Annotated in this window: 16 protein-coding genes; 6 read left to right on the top strand and 10 right to left on the bottom strand. The window is 60.7% G+C overall.

The features are described from left to right. The first annotated feature begins 2 nt into the window (after nt 1-2). Genes minC through KF885_08135 form a run of 5 tightly spaced genes read left to right on the top strand, consistent with a single transcriptional unit; the run spans nt 3 to nt 4418 of the window. Entirely contained in the window at nt 3-692 is a 690-nt protein-coding gene (minC, locus tag KF885_08155) for a septum site-determining protein MinC (protein ID MBX3049131.1), read from the top strand. An 18-nt stretch (nt 693-710) separates the two neighbouring features. Continuing rightward, nucleotides 711-1514: a septum site-determining protein MinD gene (gene minD / locus KF885_08150; protein ID MBX3049130.1), complete on the top strand. Its 804-nt coding sequence runs from the start codon at nt 711-713 to the stop codon at nt 1512-1514. Between the two features lies 1 nt (nt 1515). Beyond that, complete coding sequence (gene minE, locus KF885_08145; protein MBX3049129.1) at nt 1516-1782, top strand: cell division topological specificity factor MinE; 267 nt, start codon at nt 1516-1518, stop codon at nt 1780-1782. Nucleotides 1783-1805: 23 nt separating this feature from the next. Next, nucleotides 1806-2912, top strand: a complete 1107-nt coding sequence (locus KF885_08140; GenBank protein ID MBX3049128.1) for a rod shape-determining protein RodA — start codon at nt 1806-1808, stop codon at nt 2910-2912. A gap of 6 nt (nt 2913-2918) precedes the next feature. Continuing rightward, nucleotides 2919-4418 (top strand): glutamate--tRNA ligase, encoded by a 1500-nt coding sequence (locus KF885_08135; protein ID MBX3049127.1) that lies wholly within the window; start codon nt 2919-2921, stop codon nt 4416-4418. A 68-nt stretch (nt 4419-4486) separates the two neighbouring features. On the opposite strand, the gene KF885_08130 is transcribed toward KF885_08135, so the two are convergent. The 6 genes from KF885_08130 to KF885_08105 form a co-directional block, all read right to left on the bottom strand. Next, complete coding sequence (locus tag KF885_08130) at nt 4487-5185, bottom strand: SDR family oxidoreductase (GenBank protein MBX3049126.1); 699 nt, start codon at nt 5183-5185, stop codon at nt 4487-4489. Nucleotides 5186-5203: 18 nt separating this feature from the next. Then, the gene (locus tag KF885_08125; protein ID MBX3049125.1) at nt 5204-6103 is read right to left on the bottom strand and encodes a cupin domain-containing protein; all 900 of its coding nucleotides are present in this window, start codon (nt 6101-6103) and stop codon (nt 5204-5206) included. A 9-nt stretch (nt 6104-6112) separates the two neighbouring features. Next, nucleotides 6113-8569 carry an amidohydrolase family protein gene (locus KF885_08120; GenBank protein ID MBX3049124.1) on the bottom strand — a complete coding sequence of 819 codons (2457 nt, stop codon included), beginning with the start codon at nt 8567-8569 and terminating at the stop codon, nt 6113-6115. Further along, on the bottom strand, nt 8570-10135 hold the full coding sequence (locus tag KF885_08115) for a sugar ABC transporter ATP-binding protein (protein MBX3049123.1): 1566 nt from the start codon (nt 10133-10135) through the stop codon (nt 8570-8572). Between the two features lie 24 nt (nt 10136-10159). After that, complete coding sequence (locus KF885_08110) at nt 10160-11419, bottom strand: substrate-binding domain-containing protein (protein ID MBX3049122.1); 1260 nt, start codon at nt 11417-11419, stop codon at nt 10160-10162. A gap of 87 nt (nt 11420-11506) precedes the next feature. Continuing rightward, a complete protein-coding gene (locus tag KF885_08105; protein ID MBX3049121.1) occupies nt 11507-12442 on the bottom strand; it encodes an ABC transporter permease in 936 nt (311 codons plus the stop codon). Between the two features lie 381 nt (nt 12443-12823). Between KF885_08105 and KF885_08100 the strand changes: the two genes are divergently transcribed. Beyond that, the gene (locus KF885_08100; protein MBX3049120.1) at nt 12824-14110 is read left to right on the top strand and encodes an amidohydrolase family protein; all 1287 of its coding nucleotides are present in this window, start codon (nt 12824-12826) and stop codon (nt 14108-14110) included. A gap of 23 nt (nt 14111-14133) precedes the next feature. On the opposite strand, the gene KF885_08095 is transcribed toward KF885_08100, so the two are convergent. The 4 genes from KF885_08095 to KF885_08080 are packed head-to-tail and all read right to left on the bottom strand — an operon-like array spanning nt 14134 to nt 19011. Next, nucleotides 14134-15624: an aldehyde dehydrogenase family protein gene (locus KF885_08095; GenBank protein MBX3049119.1), complete on the bottom strand. Its 1491-nt coding sequence runs from the start codon at nt 15622-15624 to the stop codon at nt 14134-14136. 8 nt (nt 15625-15632) lie between these two features. Beyond that, the gene (locus tag KF885_08090) at nt 15633-16976 is read right to left on the bottom strand and encodes a 2-oxo acid dehydrogenase subunit E2 (protein MBX3049118.1); all 1344 of its coding nucleotides are present in this window, start codon (nt 16974-16976) and stop codon (nt 15633-15635) included. 27 nt (nt 16977-17003) lie between these two features. Then, the gene (locus tag KF885_08085) at nt 17004-18014 is read right to left on the bottom strand and encodes an alpha-ketoacid dehydrogenase subunit beta (GenBank protein MBX3049117.1); all 1011 of its coding nucleotides are present in this window, start codon (nt 18012-18014) and stop codon (nt 17004-17006) included. Beyond that, on the bottom strand, nt 18001-19011 hold the full coding sequence (locus KF885_08080) for a thiamine pyrophosphate-dependent dehydrogenase E1 component subunit alpha (protein MBX3049116.1): 1011 nt from the start codon (nt 19009-19011) through the stop codon (nt 18001-18003). Before KF885_08080 ends, KF885_08085 begins: the two co-directional genes overlap by 14 nt. Nucleotides 19012-19015 lie beyond the last annotated feature (4 nt).

Here is a 19015-nt window from a genome sequence, read left to right as displayed (position 1 = left end):
TAATGACGGACAAGGTACAAATCAAAGGCATCCGCGAGGGTTTATTGGTCTCTGTAGTGGAAAATGAAGGAGACTGGAGTCTGGCGGAAAAAGAGCTGCTCAGCGAATTGGACCGCCAGAAAGGCTTCTTGCAGGGCGCCAAGCTGATCCTGGATGTGAATGAGCACGGCATCAACGCTGCCGCGATGGGCCGCCTGCGAGACCAGATCTCGGACCACGGCCTTTCACTGTGGGGCGTGCTCAGCCGCTCACCCCTGACCGAGCGCAGCGCCCAGGCCATGGGCCTGGCCACTCGCATCCACCAGACGGAGCGCGAAGCAGAATCGGCAGAGGGTCACAGCTTTGACCCCAATTCCGACGCGGTGCTGGTACGCCGCACGCTGCGCTCCGGCGCCAGCATCACCCACGCCGGGCACGTGACCTTAATCGGCGACCTGAACCCCGGCGCCGAGATCATCGCCGGCGGTGATGTGATCATATGGGGCAGGTTGCGCGGCTTGGTGCACGCCGGGGCCGAAGGCAATGAGGACGCCGTGGTGTGCGCGCTGGACCTGGCCCCCACCCAACTGCGCATCGCCGGACACATTGCTATTCCGCCGCAGGAGCGCGGCCAACCCAGCCCAGAAGTGGCCTTTGTCCGAGATGGACAAGTCATTGCCGAGCCCTGGGAGCCCGGCAAAGCAATCAAATAACCCGATAAGGATGACACGATGAGTGGACGCGTAATTACTATTACTTCTGGCAAAGGCGGCGTGGGCAAAACCACGGCCACAGCAAACATTGGCGCCGCCCTGGCGGATATGGGCTATAAGGTCGTCTGCATTGACGCGGACATTGGTCTGCGCAACCTGGACGTAGTGATGGGCCTGGAAAATCGCATCGTCTACGACCTGGTGGACGTGGTGGAGGGCCGCTGCAAGCTGCGCCAAGCCTTGATCCGTGACAAGCGCATGGGCGAGCTGTACCTGATCCCGGCAGCACAGACCCGCGACAAAAACGCTATTTCACCTAAGGACATGCAGCGCGTTTGTGATGAGCTGCGCCCGGAGTTCGACTTCATCTTGATCGATTCGCCGGCAGGCATTGAGCGCGGCTTCAAGAATGCGATCGCCCCGGCAGACGATGTAATCATCGTCACCAACCCCGAAGTTTCCGCAGTGCGCGATGCCGACCGCATCATTGGCCTGGTGGAAGCAGACCAAAAAGGCCCCGCCAAGCTGATCATCAACCGCATCAACCAAGAACTGATCGAACGCGGGGACATGCTGGCCGTGGCCGATGTACTCGAATTGCTGGCGGTGGATCTGATCGGCATGGTGCCGGATGACCAGGCCGTTTTGGTCAGCACCAACCGCGGCGCACCGATCTCTCTGGAGCAGAAGAGCCGCACCGGCCAGGCCTTTCGGGATGTGGCCAAACGGCTCAGCGGCCAGGAAGTTGCCTACACGGAAGAAAACGGCAGCGGCGGCCTGTTTGGCCGCTTGTCCAAGCTGATCCGCACAGGCGGAGGCTAAGATGAGAAATCTGAGTGACCTGTTCGGGCGCAAGGGCAGTGCCAGTACCGCCAAGGAGCGCTTGCGCCTGGTGCTGATTCACGACCGCAGCACCCTGGCGCCTGGCGCCATGGAAGCCCTGCGAGACGAGCTCGTCGAAGTGATCTCTCGCCATGTGGATGTGGACCCAAGCCAAGTGCGCCTGGAACTGACCCAAGAAGGCCGCTCCCAGCGCCTGCTGGCAGACATCCCCCTGAAACGCAGACCAGAACGCCAGTCTGAAGACTAGCACTAACCAAAGTTGCATAGAGCATGAGAACAGCTGTTTGGCGTCACTTTGATTTTTGGCTGCTTGGCGCAGTCGCCGTCCTGATCACCTTTGGCCTGGCCATGATCAGTTCTGCCATCGCGGGCAACCCCGAGCTGATCGAACTGGATGTACTTGGCCGCCAAATCACCTTTGCAGCGATTGGCTTCGTCGTTATCCTAGTCTCAGCCTCGTTTGATTACCGCTTGTGGATCTCGATCAGCCGTGTGCTGTACGCCTTCCTGTTCATTCTGCTGCTCTTCGTGGTGGTGGCTGGCGAAAGCAGTTTCGGCGCCCAGCGTTGGCTCAACATCGGCCTGGTCGTGCTGCAGCCTTCAGAGCTGGCCAAGATCACCATGATCATCATTCTGGCGGATTTCTTTGCCCGCAACCGGGACGCCGCCAAAGACTTCAAATGGATCTTCCGCAGCGCCATTTCGACTGTGGCGTTGGTGGCGCTGATCCTGGCGCAGCCCAACCTCAGCACCTCCATCGTGCTGATGACCGTGTGGTTTTCCCTGTTATGGGTCAGCGGCCTGGAAGTCAAGCACCTGCTGATGTTCATTTTTGGCGCGCTGCTCATCGCGGTGGTCAGCTTTCCGCTGCTGGAAGACTACCAACGCCAGCGCATCATCAACTTTGTGGCCCCAGACCCTGAAGCGGCGCTGGATGCCAATTACAACGTGACACAGGCGCTGATCACGATCGGCTCGGGCGGCGTGCTAGGCCAGGGCTACGGGCAAAGCACGCAAGTCCAACTGCGATTCCTCAAAGTGCGTCACAATGACTTCATCTTCTCGGCCATTGCCGCAGAGTTTGGCTTGGTGGGCGCTATGGCGGTTCTAGGCGTGCTATTCTTCATCGTATGGCGCTGCGTACGGATTGCCCAGCTTTCGCAAGACACGTTTGGTTCGCTGATCGCTTATGGTGTCGCCGTGATCATCGCCCTGCACACGATCGTTAATGTAGGCATGAACATCCAAGTTCTGCCTGTCACCGGTTTGCCGTTGCCCTTCATCAGCGCCGGCGGCTCTTCACTACTCACGTTCATGTTTGGTATTGGCCTGGTCGAATCGGTTGTGGCTCGCCACCGGGCGCTCAATTTCTCATAAGGAATAATGACAAAAACAGACCCCTCCCAACCGGCCCGGGTGCGCTTTGCGCCCTCCCCCACCGGGCTTACCCACCTGGGTAGTGCCCGCACGGCCTTGTACAATTTTCTGATCGCCCAGCAGACCGGCGGCAGTTTTATCCTGCGCATCGAAGACACCGACCAAAAGCGCTACGACCCCAACGCCGAGGCCGACCTGACCAACAGCCTGAAATGGCTGGGCCTAGACTGGGACGAAGGCCCCGGCGTGGACGGCCCGCATGCGCCCTACCACCAGTCGCAGCGCATGGGCATTTACCGCCAGCACGCTGAAGATCTGGTGAGCGCCGGCAAAGCCTTCTATTGTTTTTGCACCCCGCAGCAGTTGGAACAGGACCGCAAGGAACAGCAGGAGCGTAAAGAGCAGCCGCACTACGCCGGCCGCTGCCGTGAATTGCCGCTGGAAGAAGCCCGTGCCCGCGTGGCCGCTGGGGAGACGCATGTGGTCCGTTTCAAGGCGCCCAAAGAAGGCAGCATCACCGTGGTGGACCGGCTGCGCGGCGAGATCACCGTGGAGAACCGCAACATTGACGACCGCGTGCTGTTGAAGTCCGATGGCCACGCGCTTTATCACCTGGCCGCCATGGTGGATGACCATTTGATGGGCATTACCCACGTCTTCCGCGGCGAGGAGTGGCTGCCCAGCCTGCCTCTGCACGCCCACATCTACGAAGCCTTTGGCTGGCCGCAGCCGGAATGGGTGCACCTTTCGGTGTTCCTCAAGCCCAGCGGCAAGGGCAAGATGAGCAAGCGCGACACGGAGCAGATGCGCCTCTCCGGGCAGTCGATCTTCGTCAAAGACCTGGCCGCCATGGGCTACCTGCCTGAGGGCGTGCTGAACTGGATCGCGCTGATGGGCTGGAGCTACGACGACAAAACCGAATTCTTCACCCTAGCTGACATGGTGGAGAAGTTCGACATCGACAAGCTCAATCCCTCCCCTTCTGCGATTGACTTCAAGAAACTGGACCACTTCAACGGGCTGCACATCCGCGCCCTGTCCGTGGAGGACCTGGCAACCCGCCTGCTGCCCTACTTCGCCGCAGCGGGCTATCCCGTCTCCGTCGAGCAGCTGCTGCCCATTGTGCCCCTCATCCAGACCCGCATGACCACGTTGGATGAGGCTCCTGAGTTGGCGGGCTTCTTCTTTAAAGAAGAGGTGTCTGCGCCTGCAGACACTCTTCTCGGGCAGGGGTTGGATGCGGCCCCATCGGCAGCGGCCGTGCGCAAGGCCATCGAAATCATTGAGGGCTTGCCAGACTTCACGGCCGCCAGCCTGGAAGAGCCGCTGCGCGCCGCCGCCGAAGTGCTGGGCCTGAAAGCTGGGCAGTTCTTCGGCATGCTGCGCAATGCAGTCACTGCCCAACAGATCAGCCCGCCGCTCTTCGAGAGCATGGAGATCGTGGGCCGCGGAAAAGTGCTGGCCCGCCTGCGAGCGGCGGTGGAGAAGCTGGAAACGCTACACTAGATTTAGCGAAGACAAACAAAAAAGACCGGCGAGCCGGTCTTTTTTGCTGTCCAAGAGTGGCAGGTACCCTAAAACCAGCCACCATCTACATCCAAATTGACGCCGTTGACACCCTGGTTCTCCAGCAAGAAAATGGCTGCGTCTGTAACGTCCTTGACCGTCACCAGCTTGCCGGTCAGCGTGCGGGCAGACAGCGCTTCAAGCACGCCGGCAGGCTTGTCGGCCCAGTAAGGCGTCTCGCCCACCACTCCCGGGTGAATGGCGTTAATGCGCAGCGGGGCCAACTCCACAGACATGGCGCGCACCAGGGTCGAGACGCCGCCGTTGATGCTGGTCACTGTGGTGGAGCCGGGGTACGGACGCTCCTTGGCCATGCCGCCATACATCAGCACGGCCCCATCCGGGCGCATGTGTGGCAGCAGGGCATGCACGACCTCCGGGTAGCCCACCAGCTTGAGCGTCACCAGCTCCACTGCCTGCTTGATATCGTAGTTCTTGACGCTGTTCTCGTCACGTGAGATAGAGACCAGCACCAAATAAAGCACATCTTTCACATCCGCCAGGGCAGTCGCAATTTCCTGGGGCTTGCTCAGGTCGAAGTTAATGCCGACCGCGTCATGACCGATCTCGGCAGCGATTTGCTGGGCGCGGCCCGGCTCCCGGCCGGTAATCACCACCGGGTGCCCTTTCTCAGCGTAATGCACGGCCACACTCTTGCCCAGTTCAGAAGTCCCCCCAACCACCACTACAGTGCCTTTTCCAGCCATTAGTCCACTCCCGTCCGGTTACTTACTGATCTTGTCTTCAAAATAATCCCAGTCACGCCCAAAGCGATACGCATAGCGCGCGGGCGACTGCGGCGCAGAGGTTTCCAGCCACTGTACCGTGGTATCCGTCTTGTTCTTGAAGCCGTGCACGCAGCCCACTCCCGCCCAGGCCACGTCGCCCGGCTTAAGCGTGAAAGTTTGATTGTCGAACCAGGCTTCTACTTCGCCATCCAGGATCATGTAGGTCTCTTCGAAGGGATGGTCATGGCTGCCGGCGCCGCCGCCTGGGATGTATTTGACCATAAACATGGTATGCAAATAAGCGCCCAGGTCGCTGTCCACCATCATCTTGACGCTGATGCCGGTGTACACCAGCAGCGCCGTGCGCATGCTGCCGGAGACCGCCAGCAGCTCCTGCGACTGCTTGCTGGGGTCCATGTGCTGGGCGGTGATGTTGCCAAAAAAGCGCGTGCGTGGGTCACGCGGGTCCACTTTGATCGGCTCGCCGGTTTGAGCGATGGCCGCCTGAATGGGGAAAACGTCGCCTTCTTTCCACAGACGCGGCTGCGGGGCCAGCATTTCTACCCAGCGCACTTTCGCATCGCTGCGGTTGCGGTACCCATGGGCCGCCGCCATATGGATGACGCCGTAATCACCCGGCCCCAGCGCAAAGGCGCCGTCGCCGGTCTCGCAGATCAGTTCCCCTTCCAGCACATACACGCTCTCTTCGAAAGTGTGCAAGTGGGTGTCGATCGAGCCACCGGGCTCCAGTTCGCAAATGTTGAACTCCTGGTGCACAGAACCGGACTCGCCATTCACGATCGACCAGCGGCTGAAGCCTTGGCTGATGCCTTCAAACTCCTTGGGCAAGACAAAATCTGCCTGGTCGGCGGTGCGGACCAAAAACCTCGCTTGCATCTTATCTCCTTAGATAGTAGGCAGCCTGAAGCGCGCCTTCTTGATCACGTGATCACGCGCATCGTAGACCATGTTGCGCACGGCATTCAGGTCCACATTCACCAATCGGCCGCTGTTCTTCAACACTTTGCCCGCCACCATCACCGTGTCCACATTTTTGGTGTCCATACCCCACACCACGGCTGCATAGGGATCATTCAGCGGGGTGACATTGACCTGGTCTGTGCGCAGCAAAATAATGTCGGCTTCCTTGCCGGGCGTTAACGTGCCCACCTTGTGGTCCAAGCCATTGGCCTTGGCGCCTTCAATGGTGGCATATTCGATCACGTCCTTCTCACTGATCAGCTTGGGCACCTTGGACTCGCCTGCCAGGATACGTTCATGGATCAGGCTGTGCTGCAGGGAGAGCATGGTGCGCATTTGGGTAAACATGTCCCCAGGCACGTTGGTCTCGACGTCCACGCTGAGGGCGGGTTTCAAACCGCGGTCCAGGAACTTCTGGGTCGGCGGCATGCCGTGGCCCATCATCATCTCCACCGGGGCAGCCAGGGAGACGGTGCCGCCGGAGTCGACGATCATTTGGATCTCGGTGTCATTCAAGGTCGTGCAGTGGATGTAGGTGGTGTCCGGGCCCATCAGTTCCGGCCCCTTGCGGCCGAACTCCTCCACCTTGCGGCGCTGGCCAAAGGTGCCTACGCCCACGTGGGCGGTCAGGCGTGCATCCACCGAACGGGCCATGTTCCAGTGGGCGCGGGTGACCTCGAATTCGGTGAACTCGGGGCCGGCCGCGGCCAGCGCATAGGTCAGCAGCTGGTCCTTGCTGGTGAAGTGCATGCGCGCCGCGCGTACAAACCAGCCCGGCTGCTTGGGTTCGTACTTGCCCCACCAGGGGAAGCCATAAGCGAACACGACGCGCATATTGGAATCTTTGATCGCCTGGATGACCGCATCCGTGTGCTCCGGCGAGGCCTGGATATGCGACCAATCCAGCAGGGTAGTAATGCCAGCGTCGATGGCGCCGAAAGCGCTGACGATGTTGCCGGCGTACACATCTTGGGGACGATAAGCGCGGCCCAGGCGGCCGAGCACGAAGCGGATGTAGCTGTTGCGGCCCTCCAGCGGCACATCGGTGCCGATGTTGCGCAGCAGGCCCTCCCAAATGTGGCGGTGGGTGTCCACAAAGCCGGGCATCACGATCATGTTGCTGGCGTCGATCACTTGGGCGCCGCCAGAGGTGATATTGGCCGCCACTTTGACGATCTTCTTGCCTTCGATCAGGATATCGCCCTTCTGGAAGTCGCCGAGCTTGGCATCCAGCGTCAGCACCGTGCCGCCCTTGATCAGCACACGCTGGTCTTCTGGCACCGGCGCAACCACCCCGTTGCCGCTGTGGCCGTTGAGGAATACGTTAGCCACGGCGTAGTCCTTGCGCCGCTCACGCGTGGCGGTAAAGACACGGCGCAGCTTCTTCCAGTTCTCTTTGATCAGCAGGCGCAGGTCTTCCACCTGGTACAGGATGAGGCCGAAGATGGTCAGGGCGCCCATCACGATCGGGTCGTTGATCCAGGTGGCGGTGATGATGCGCAGCGAGAACATATTGCTGATCAGCGAGAGAAACAGGCTGACCGCCAACGCGCCGGTGAAGTGCCCCAGGCCGCCCATCAGGCTGGTACCGCCCAGGGCCGCGGCAGCGATGCTGATCAGCGCGAAGTTGGTGCCGGAACGTGGGTCGCCCACGCCCACTTGCACCGCCAGAAAGTAGGACGCCACGGCCGCCATCAGGCCAGAGAGCACCAGAGCACGCACCTGGATGAATTTGGTCTTGATGCCCAGGCGGCGAGCGGCGCGCACATCACGACCGGTGGCTCGCAGGCGCAGGCCGCCTGCCGAACGGCGCAGCCAAATATCCCACAGGATCGCCACGACCAGCGTGACGATGAAAGCCGTCGGCACCCAGCCGACCTTGGCCTTGAAGATACTCAGCGCGTCGAAGTTGATCTGGCCGCCAGCCACCGGGCGCAGCACCAGCGAGACGCCGTCCAGAATGCTGAGCGTGGCCAGGGTTGCGATGATGGGCGGCAGTTTGACGCCGCGCACCAGGAAAGCGTTGAACAAGCCCACCCCGCCGCCGATCAGCAGCACCAGCACGAAGGCCAGCAAGACCATCTCAGGTGTGGCGTTGTTGGTGGCGATAAAGGACAACACCACAATGCAGAAGGCCATGATGGCGCCGACCGAAATATCCAGGTAGCCAACCAGCATGGCGTTGACCTGGGCCATGGCCACAAGCGCCAACGGTAGGGTCGCCTGCAATAGATTGTTGAGGTTGTATTCGGATAGGAAAGCGCTGGACTGAGAGCCGGAATAGGCGCCCAAACCATAGATCAGCAAGATCATCAGCATCAGGGGATACCACTCCCTGATGCGGATAGCGGCTTTCTTGAGGCGTTCCTTGTTCCGGTTCAACTAATCCTCTCTTCCGCTGATCGTAAATTGGTCTTCCACATTGCCTACTTTCGCTCCGCCCACCATGGCTTCGATGATGGTGCGCTCGCTGAGATGTTCCTGGGGCAGATCGTGCACGATCTGCCCGCGCGAGATGACCAGTACGCGATTGCACAGGCTGGAAAGTTCGATGGGGTCGCTGGATTTGATGATGATTGCCGTGCCCTGCGAAGCCTTGGTATGCAAGGCTTCGTAGATGTCAAACCGCGAAGCCACATCGACGCCCTGGGTCGGTTCATCGGTCAGAATCACGCGCACGTTCTCGAACAGGAAGGGGCGCGTCATGACCACTTTCTGCTGGTTGCCGCCAGACAGAAAACTCACCGGCTGCTCCAGCGATGGAGAGCGCAGTTTGAGTTGCTGGGTCATTTCAGAGACCAGTTTTCGTTCCAAGCCCGGAAGCAGCCAGCCCGCCCGGCTAAATTTGTCCAATACTTGAATGGAAGCATTGCTGGTAACACCCAACACCAGGAAGAGTGCATCCCGTTTGCGGTCGCCGGCCAGCAGCATAATGCCGGAGCGCAGCGCTCCGGTGGGCGAAGTCAGATTGACGTGCTTTTCGTCTACCTGAACAATGCCGCCCTTGGGCGGGATGGCGCCGGACAGCGTCCAAAACAGGTCGCCCTGCCCGTTGCCCTCCACGCCAGCAATGCCAATGATCTCGCCCTTCCTGGCCGTGAAGCTCAGCGGGCCAAAGAATTCCCCATGCAGATCCGTGACCGAAAGGACGACATCGGTCTCTTCGCCGATCTCAATACGCGGCGGGAAGGCGGAGTCCAGCGGCCGGCCAATCATCAACTCGACCAGTTCGGCCTCGCTGACCTTGCGGGCATCATAGGTGCCCTGCGTGCGACCGTCGCGCAGTACAGTCACCCGGTCGGCCACTTCCAACACTTCCGGCAAGCGATGGCTAACATACACCACACACACCCCGCGTTGCGCGTGCTCCTTGATGGTACGGTGCAGCCATTCCACCTCAGCCGGGCCCATAGCCGTGGTGGGTTCATCCAACAATAAGACCTTGGGTTCGGAAAGCAGAGCTTTGGTCACCTCGAGCAGTTGCCGCTCGGCCAGCGCCAGGCTCCAGACTGGCGCTTCGGCAAACAGGTCATCCAGTTCAAACTTGGCCAGGATCTGGATTGCCCAATCTTTGAGTTTCCAATAAAAAGGACGCTGCTTCTTGGAAGCAGCCATATACAGATTTTCGGCCACGGTCATCATGGCCACCTGAGAGATCTCTTGGTAGGCCATGCCCAGGCCAAGTTCACGCGCCTTGGCCGGCGAATCGGTCGTCAGCGGTTTGCCCATGATGTGGACAGTGCCTTCGTCCAGTTCGACAAAGCCGCTGGCAATGCCCAGCAATGTCGATTTGCCGCACCCGTTCTCACCCACCACTGCGTGGATCTCACCGGGGCGGCATTCCAGGCTCACATTTTGCAGAGCCTGGACGGTGCCATACCGTTTAGAAACTCCCAGCAGCGAGAGCGCGAGGCTCTCGCTGCTGGGGTTCTGATTCTTCTTTGCCACTAACTTAGCGGTTCCTGTTAGTGGTTAGGGGTACATGGCCCGCACGACATCATGCGGCACCATCGAGGAGATCGAGGCATCATCCGGCAGATCGCGATAGCAGTGGCTCTCGTTGACCTGCTGCATGTACGGCGGGATCACAATGCTGGACGGAATTTCATAGCCGTTCAAGTGCATCATGGCAGCCGTCAGGGCGATGCGGGACTGGTAGTTGCCACCCGAACCAAAGTAGATCTTGAAGTTATCGGGTTTGCCCATGTCGATCCATTCGCAGAACAGGACAGTCTCGTCCGTGCGCAGGGTCAACACCAGGTCTACCGGCAGGCCAGCCGCTTCGTAAGCGCTCAGGCCACCCATGAAGGAGCCAGCGGCTTCGTAGCTTACACCAGCCAGATCAGGATGAGCGCTGAGGAAGCCGGACATCGCATCAAAGGAGCCCTCACGGGTCCAGAAGGTGTCGGCGGCGCCAACCAGCTCAATGCCCTCGCCCAAGGCGGGCTCTTCGCAGCCCTGCCAGTAAGCAGACAGTGGATTGCCCGGCGTGCCACCCAGGAAGGCGACCTTACCGGTGCCCACTTCCTCGTTCAGGATGCGAGCAAACTCCTGGCCCAGCAAGCAGACGTCTTCAGACACCGAGGTCAGGTAATCACTGCCGTCACCCAGCACACCATAGGAGTGGGTCACATACAGGACACCAGCCTCAGTGGCCTCACGCACCACCGGGATCAGGGCATCGCCCGCATCCGGGAAGCCCACGATGATGTCAACATCCTGAGCGATCAGGCCGCGGATATCGGCAATCGCCTGCTGGGTGTCGAACATAGCCGTGGTGTAAATGATGCGGCCAATCTCAGGATAGGTCAGAGCCTGCAAGACCATTTCCATGTGGGTCACTTCGCGCCACAGGTTCTCGCCAAAGCCATCAGCCAGAGCCACGGTCACATCACCACCTGTACCGGTGTCGCATTCCTTCTCACGCCAACACTTCAAGGCCAGTTCGGCCATCTCATCGCTGACGGGGAGGCCGGCGCGGTACATGGCGGCCAGCACGACCTCATTGACCTCAGACGCGTCAGAGACACCCATGGTCTTCATCAAGACCTCAGGGTCGGCGTCAAAGGTTTCGCTCGAGCGACCAGCCGGAACGCTCTCATCTCCGGCCGCCGGAGCAGTGTCCTCTCCAGAAGCTGCCGGCGCAGAGGTTGGGGTCCCAGCGCAAGCTGCCAAGACCATTGCAAACAAAGCAATGAGAATGGCAAATTTCTTCATGTCTACCTGTTTCATAATCAATCTTCTCCTTTTAGCTAGCGGGTTACGAACTAGACGGCCTGCAACTTATGTTGATTGACCGTTTGTCCCATCTGACCTCCTTCATGTGGCTAAGTGGCTTTCTTCTGAATTTTTGCTGAAACGTTTCTGGAATAAGAACTCGACCATGTCTACAATACGATCACCCGAGACAGCCATGCCGCCAATGATCGCCAGGCCAAACACCACGAATTGCAAGTCGGTGGAGAGGCCCAAAACTCGCAGCATCTGGCTCAGCACCGTCAGGAAAAAGGCCGCCATGGCCGTGGAAGCCACGCTGGCCAGGCCGCCGCTGAGCGAAGCGCCGCCAATCACGACGGCCGCAATCGGTCCCAGCAGGTAGGGCGACCCCAGGCCCTGGGTTGGGCTGCGGATGAAAGCGGCGGCCAGGAAGCCGGCCAGGCCATACAGCACGGCGGCCACCACATAAGCCATGACCACATAGCTGGTCACACGCAAGCCGGAAATGCGGGCCGCCACTTGGTTGGCGCCCACGGCGCGGAAGCGACGGCCGATGCCGGTGTTGCTTAGCACCAGGCTTACAATCACCACGGTGATCAGGGCGATCCAAAAGATCCAGCCGGCGCCAAACACCTGCTGGATGGCCCATTGTGACAATGCGCCAGGCACAGAGGCCTCATTCGCCACCGTGGTGGCATAGCGCAGCAGAATGCCGCGCACCAGCTGGCCGACTGCCAGGGTCACGATCAGCGCGTTCAGGCGAATGACACCCACCAGGAAGCCGTTCACCAAGCCAATCAGGGCGGAAACACCCAAGGCCATGCCCAGCGCGGGCAAAATATTGTCGCTGGAGCCGCCGGCGACACCCACGGTTACGAAAGCGGCCAAAGTCATGGTGCCCGGGATGGATAGATCAATACCGCCGGTCATCACAACCAGCATTTGGCCCAGGCTAACAATGGCAAGAAAAGCAGTAAGAGGAAGAACAGCGGTGAACGAAACGGTGGAAAGAGTGCCGGGAGCTATAAAATACGCCAACACAAGCAAAAGAACGGTCGCGATCCACACGGGGATATAACGCGATGAGATGACAACCGAAGTAAGAAAGTCTCTAAAGGCTTGATCGGTTCGTGTGCTCAAGGTGTACCCTTAACACATTGCTTCAAGGAAAGTCATTGGCATAACCATTGGGGAAGTTGGCTTCTGGAGATGTTGCATTGTAAGCGCATACTGAAAGTTTAGTCAAGTCCTATCAAACAAAAATCCCAAGTTGTTCACTAAGACTTGACAAGACCATGCTTCTATTCGTGAAAACAGGCGCAAACCGAGCTTTTTGCGCCAGAGTGTTTGATTGCACTAAACGCTTGGCGGAAATCTATTACAATAAGTAATACTCTTAACACATGGGCAGAGGTATTGATGGAAGATCGAAAATTGCTGATCAAGTCCGGCACGGTGCTCAGCTTGGACCCCCAGGTTGGTAACTTGGTGGGTTGTGATGTGCTGATCGAGGGTTCCAAGATCGCCGCGGTTTCACAGGACTTGATTGCGCCTGGCGCAGAAGTGATCGATGCCACCGGTATGATCGTGATGCCCGGTTTCATTGACAGCCATCGCCACATGTGGAAGGGCGTGCTGCGCAACACTGGCAGCCAGTTCTTCGCCAAAGACAGATCAGCCGCCAAGGCAGCCAGCCAGCTGGCTGCCAGCTTTCGACCCGAAGACGTCTTCGCCAGCACCCTGTCCAGCGCGGCAGGCGCCATTGATGCAGGCATCACCACCGTGCTTAACCATGCAGATGTAGGCGGCTCCAAAGAACACATGGCCGCCGACCTACAGGCTCTGGTGGACTCCGGCATCCGCTCCGTATTTGCCTTCAACACCAAATCGCTCAAAGCTGGCGAACAGCCTAGCGACCAATTGGATTCCAACCAGGACCTGATCAGCTTTGCGGTGGCCTCTGCCGACCTGGACACGGCTTCATTAGACCAGATCAAAAGCGACTGGGGGATGGCCCGCCAGCTGGGCATCCGCATTTCCGCCCAAGTGGGCATGGCCGCAAAAGACAAGGAACCGCTTGCCGCGTTGCAGAAAGCCAAGTTGCTTGGGCCGGACGTGCTCTACGCGCACGGCAATACGCTCTCGGACAAGGAACTGCGCCTCATCAAAGACAGCGGCGGCGCGGTGGCGATCAGCGCCAATACGGAAATGCTGGCCGGCTACGGCGCGCCGACGATCCAGAGGTTCCTGGACGCCAAGCTGCAACCCAGCCTGGGCGTCGATTCCGAAATTGCCAACCGCGGCGACCTCTTCTCTCAAATGCGCGCGGTGATCGCCATGCAGCACGCCATGTCTTTTGAAAAGAAACTGGCCATGCGCCTGTCACCCGGGCACATCACCACCCGGGACGTGGTCGAATACGCCACGATCAACGGAGCGCGCGCCCTGGGGCTGGAGGCGCAGATAGGCACCCTGACCCCCGGCAAGCAGGCAGACATCATCCTGCTGCAGGAGCACCACATCAACGTTATGCCGGTGAATGACCCGATTGGCGCGGTGGCCTGGGCCATGGACGCCAGCAACGTGGACACGGTGCTGGTGGGCGGCAAGATCCTCAAACGCGGTGGAGTGCTGCTGAATTTTGAGCTGGGCCGCTTACAAGAACTGGCTTTCAAAACGCAAAAGCACGTCCTGAAAGCCAGCTAGTAGATCCTGCTGAAATTTTCGTTCTAGCTGCGGTGGTTGAAGGTAAGCAGTTTGAGTTCGCTCATCTCTTCCATCGCATAGCGCAGGCCTTCGCGGCCCAGGCCAGACTGTTTCACGCCGCCGTAGGGCATATGGTCCATGCGGAAGGTGGACACGTCGTTCACCATCAAGCCGCCGACTTCAATTTCCTCAAAGGCCGCGTGGATGATGCCCATATTCTGGGTAAAGATGCCAGCCTGCAGCCCGAATTCACTGCTATCCACGGCGCGAATGGCCTGGTGCACATCAGTGTACTGGTATAAACCCAAAATGGGGCCAAAGGCTTCCTGGCAAGACACGGACATACTCTCGTCGATCGAGCTGAGCACTGTGGGCTGGAACAGCGTGCCCTTGCGGCTGCCGCCCGCCAGCACCTGGCCCCCGCCGGTCTTGGCTTCGCCCACCCAGTTGTCCAGGCGTTCGGCCGCTCCCACGTCGATCATCGGGCCCACGTCGGTCTTCTCATCCAGCGGGTCACCCACCACCAACGCTTTTACACGCGGGACCAGGGCTTCGGCGAAGTCTTCATAGACCTTTTGGGCAATGTAAACGCGCTGCACTGAAATGCAGGATTGGCCGGCGTACGAGAAGCCGCCCCAGGCCACCCGCTCGGCGGCGTAGTCAATGTCGGCGTCGTCGTGCACAATGACGCCGGCGTTGCCGCCCAGCTCCAGGGTTACGCGCTTCATGCCGGCCTTGGCCTTGAGCGCCCAGCCCACCGCCGGGCTGCCCGTGAAGGTCAGCAGCTTGATACGCGGGTCTTCCACCAATGGCGCAGCGTCCTTGGTGGCTGAAGGCACCACGGCATAGCCGCCCTCCGGCCAGCCGGCTTCCAGAATGATCTCGCCCAGCTTCAGCGCGCTGAGCGGCGTGGCGCTGGCCGGGCGCAAAATGATCGGGTTACCGGCCGCCATGGCCGGGGCCACCTTGTGGGCAACCAAATTGAGCGGGAAGTTGAACGGGGCGATGCCCGCAATTGGTCCCAGCGGCACATGCATCACATGCGCCACGCGGTTCTCGGCGCCGGGCAGCCAATCCAGCGGGACAATTTCACCGTAAATGCGCTTGCTCTCTTCCGCAGCCACTTGAAAGGTGAAAGTAGCCCGGTCCACTTCCAAGCGGGCGGTGCGAATGGGCTTGCCGGCTTCCAGGGCGATGGTGCGGGCCAGCTCTTCACGGCGGGCGGCAATCCCCTGGCTGACCTTGGTCAGCACCTCAGCCCGCTTCCAGACCGGCATTTTGCGGGTGGTCTGGAAGGCGGCGGTGGCCACCTGAATGGCCTGCTCGATCTGCTCGGGGCCGGCGCGGTGTACCACAGCCACCAGGGCATCGTCGTAGGGGCTGTGCACACCAATGGCATCGCCGGTCTTCAGCCACTTACCGTCCAGCAGCACGCCGAATTCGCCCATCTCGGTCTTGGCGGCGTCTTGCTCTGCAGCGCGGGTCTGCGAATCGCGCAGGCGTTTGCTTTCCATGAGGCTCCTTAATCCAAATTCGGATCTTCGATCAGTTTAGCCAGCGTATCGAGGAACTCGGCCCCGCGCAAGCCGTCTACCACGCGGTGGTCGCAGGAAAGCGTCATGGTCAGGATGGGCCGCACCACCGGCTTGCCCTCCTGGGCCACCACGCGCTCCACAATGCGCCCAACCGCCAGGATGGCGGCTTGGGGCGCATTGACGATGGCGTTGAATGCATCAATATTGTACATACCCAGGTTGCTGATGGTGAACGTGCCGCCCTGAATATCCTGCGGGCCTAGGGCCTTTTGGTTGGCGCGTTCCACGATCTCGCCGCGCCGCTGGGCAATTTCCTGCACGCTGAGCTGGTCGGCTTTGTGCACCACCGGCACCACCAGACCATCCGGCACGCCCACCGCCAGACCAACGTTGATGTCTTCGATCAAGGCCAGTGTGCCGCGCATCCAGGTGGCGTTGACGTTGGGATGCTGCTTAAGCGTCTTGGCCACCAGCTTCACCAGCATATCAGTAAAGGTTACTTTGGTTTCGCCCTGCCCCTTGAGTTTCTGGCGGGCGGCCATCAGCGCCCCGGCGTCCACTTCGCGCACCAAATAGAAATGCGGCACATCCTGCCAGCTCTGGGTGACATGCTCGGCCATCACGCGCCACAGGCTGCCCAGGCTGACTTCGCTCATCCCGGCCGGTAATGGCGGCGGAGTCTGCGGCCCCGCCGCGGCCAGCGGCAGGTCAATCACCAGCACAGCCCCTTCCGGACCGCTGCCGGGGATGAACGCCAGGTCCAGCCCGGCCTCGCCCGCCAGGCGACGCGCCTTGGGCGAAGCCAAGACGCGCCCACCGGGGCCGACCGCAAGCGGACGCTGCCGCTGTTGCAGATAGGCCTGCACATCTTCGCGGGTGACGCGCCCCCCGCCCGGCTTGACCAGCGCCAGGTCGATGCCGTTTTCGGCCGCCATGCGCAGGGCCACCGGGCTGGCATTGACCACCACGGCGCGCCCATTGCCCGCCGGAGCTATCGGTTGGGCGGCAGGTTGGCGCGGCTGAGAGGCTTGCGGGCGTGCGGCGGCAGGTTTGCCCGCTGGCGCACTGGGCGCCGCGCTGCGGATCACGGGCGGCGGTGGGGCCGCCTCACCCAGCGCCAGCAAATGAGCAATGGTTTCGCCCACGGGCACATCCTGGCCTTCGGTGGCAACCACATTGGCCAGGGTACCGCTGTCCGCCGCCTCGATGGTGACGGTGACCTTGTCGGTCTCCACCTCCATCAGCGGCTCCCCTTTGGTGACCTGCTCCCCGGCGGCCTTGTACCACTTCAGCAAGCGGCCGGTTTCCTGGGCCATCCCCAGGGCGGGCATAATTACGTCAATAGCCAGGGTGGGCTCCTAGTTGCGGCCGCAAAGGGCCTTGGCGGTCTCCACCACGGTGTCCGCAGTGGGCACGGTCAGGTCTTCCAGCGCGGGCGAGAAAGGGATCGGCACGTCCATGGCGCCGATGCGCTTCACCGGCGCATCCAAATAATAGAAGGCGCCATCGGCAATCACCGAAGCGATCTCGGCGGTAACGCCGTAGCGCTCGTAGCCTTCATCCACCACGATCGCCCGGCTGGTCTTCTTGGCCGATTCGATGATGGCCTCTTTGTCCAGCGGGAAGGTGGTGCGCGGGTCGACCACTTCGGCCTCAATGCCGATCTCAGCCAGCATTTCGGCGGCGGCCAGCGAAACCTGCACCATACTGCTGGTGGCCACGATGGTGATGTCCGTGCCAGGGCGCTTGATGTCCGCCACACCGAAGGGGATGGTGTATTCCTCCTCGGGCACTTCGCCCTTGAGTTGGTACATCATCTTGTCCTCGAAGAAGGCTACCGGGTTGTCGTCGCGGATGGCGGTTTTGAGCAGACCCTTGGCGTCGTACGGCGTGGAGGGCACCACCACCTTGAGGCCGGGCACATGGCTGAACCAGGCATGCAGCGACTGCGAGTGCTGGGCCGCCGAGCGCCGCGAGGCGCCCATCGTAGTGCGCAGCACCATCGGCACCTTGAGTTTGCCGCCGGACATGTAGTGGATCTTGGCCGCCTGGTTGACCATCTGGTCCATGGTCAGGGTGATGAAGTCGCCGAACATGATGTCGATCACCGGACGCATGCCGGTCATCGCCGCCCCCACCCCTAGGCCGGTGATGCCCGGCTCGGAGATCGGCGAGTCGATCACCCGCTCGGGGCCGAACTCGTCCACCAGGCCCAGCAGCACCTTGAAGGCGGTGCCCGCCTCGGCCACATCCTCGCCCATCACGAACACGGTCGGGTCGCGGCGCAGCTCTTCGGCCAGGGCCTCACGGATCGCCTCGCCCATGGTCAGCACCCGCACCCCGGTTTTCTCGGCACTAAGCGTAGACATTGGTGCTCACCTCGCTGGGGTCGGGATATGGAGCGTCCAAAGCGAACTGGGCGCCGCGCTCCACTTCCTCTTTGACTTCTGCTTCAATGCCGTCCAGCACGCTGCGGTCAGTCAGCTTCTTGGCCAGCAGCCAATCGGCAAACAAGGCCAGGGGGTCACGGTTTTCCACCCAGTCGCGCTCCTCTTCCTTGGAACGGTAGTACTCGCGGTTGATATCGCCCACATGGTGGCCGTGATAGCGGTAGGTGTGGAACATTAGGAAGGCCGGGCCTTCGCCGCGGCGGGCGCGCTCGACGGCGGTCAAGGCGGTTTCATATACCACTCGAATGTCTTGTCCGTCCTGTTCCTCGGTGTGCATACCCAGCGCCCGCGCCCGGTCCGCTGGGTTGCCGGCGGTGGTTTCAGAAAAGTGCGTGTACTCGTTGTACATGTTGTTTTCGCAGACGAAGATGACCGGCAGCTTCCACAGCTGGGCCAGGTTCATCGTCTCGGCCAAAAATCCCTGTCCCATGGCGCCCTCGCCAAAGAAGCACACCGCCACCCGGCCATTGCCCAGCCGCTGGGCCGAGAAGGCCGCGCCCACGGCGATGCCGGCGCTGCCGCCGACGATGGCGTTGGCGCCCAGGTTGCCATTGGCCTGGTCGGCAATGTGCATCGAACCGCCCTTGCCTTTGCAGTAACCGGCGGCTTTGCCCAGCAGCTCAGCGAACATAATGTCCACGTCGGCACCTTTGGCGATGCAATGCCCGTGGCCGCGGTGCGTGCTGGTGATGTAATCTTCGGCGTTGAGCACCGAGCACACCCCGACAGCGATGGCTTCCTCGCCAATGTACAAATGCGCCAGGCCAGGCATCTTGGCCGAGGTATACAGCAGGTTGACGCGCTCCTCAAAGCTGCGGATGCGCACCATCTGCTCGTACATCGTCAGCCACTCTTCGGCGTCGGGCGTGGCGGACTTGCTGGTTTTGGGTTTGGTCTGCTTGGCTGCTTTTGCCATATTG

Source organism: Anaerolineales bacterium (genome assembly GCA_019637805.1).
Lineage (GTDB): Bacteria > Chloroflexota > Anaerolineae > Anaerolineales > UBA11579 > JAMCZK01.
Note: the sequence above shows the minus strand (reverse complement) of the source record. Positions and strands in the feature narration are given on the sequence as shown.